The sequence below is a fragment of the Mesorhizobium sp. M7A.F.Ca.AU.001.01.1.1 genome (assembly GCF_004022735.1).
Classification (GTDB): domain Bacteria; phylum Pseudomonadota; class Alphaproteobacteria; order Rhizobiales; family Rhizobiaceae; genus Mesorhizobium; species Mesorhizobium ciceri.
This window is the reverse complement of sequence record NZ_RZPF01001236.1, coordinates 1-862: the sequence shown is the minus strand read 5'-3', so window position 1 is coordinate 862 and position 862 is coordinate 1. Positions and strand designations below refer to the sequence as shown.

The following is an 862-nucleotide window of genomic DNA, read 5'->3' as shown; positions in this document are numbered from 1 at the left end:
GTTGATGTTGATGTAGGCGCTGCGTTCACGGCCCTCGCGGACATCCTCCGCAAAGGGATGGATGCCGCAGGCCCGGCAGAACCGGTGCGCGATGGCATGATTGCCGAATGTGTAGGTGCCCAAATCGTCGCCCCAGGCCAGGACCCGCAAGGTCCCGTGCGGGATGGCACACAACAGGGCGCCCTTGCGCGAGCAGATCGAGCAATTGCACCTGATGGCGCTGGTCAGTTCGGCCTTGAATTCGAAGGCGACCTTGCCGCAGTGGCAACTGCCTTTGTAGAGCATCGGATTTTCCTCGCATTCGACAGGGTGCAAAACCGTCTGCGCCGGGTTAAGTCTCGGCAAGCCAGGCACTGGCCGCTATCCCTTAAGACGTTCAAGGCGTCCGGAGTCCGACACCGAAAATGCAATCCGTCCGTGATCATCTGGAAACCATCCTTGCGCGCCTCGCCGCCCGTGCCGGCGAAGAGCGTGTGTTCACGAAGCTCTATGCCGAAGCCGCGCGGGCCGCGGCCGATGCCAGCGATGCGCGCAGCCAAGCCGGCGTGACGCTCGGGCCGCTCGACGGCAGCATCGTCTCGATCAAGGATTTGTTCGATGTCGCCGGCGAGCCAACCACGGCCGGCTCGCTGATGCTCAAGGCCGCAGCACCTCCGCTGCGCGATGCCGCGATCGTCAGCCGGCTGCGGCAGGCCGGCGCGGTTATCATCGGCAAGACCAACATGACCGAATTCGCCTTCACCGCGATCGGCGACAACCAGCATTTCGGCACGCCCGGCAATGCTGTGGACACCAATCGCATTCCGGGTGGTTCTTCCTCAGGCGCCGGCGTTTCCGTCGGCGAGCGCACGAGCGAAATATC

The 862-nt window shown here is 63.7% G+C and carries 2 protein-coding genes; one reads left to right on the top strand and one right to left on the bottom strand.

The annotated features are described in order from the left end of the window. A partial coding sequence (locus EN884_RS37340; protein WP_164895481.1) for a GFA family protein occupies positions 1 to 285 on the bottom strand: 285 nt, incomplete at its 3' end. A gap of 119 nt (positions 286 to 404) precedes the next feature. Between EN884_RS37340 and EN884_RS37335 the strand changes: the two genes are divergently transcribed. Beyond that, a partial coding sequence (locus EN884_RS37335; protein ID WP_245492070.1) for an amidase family protein occupies positions 405 to 862 on the top strand: 458 nt, incomplete at its 3' end.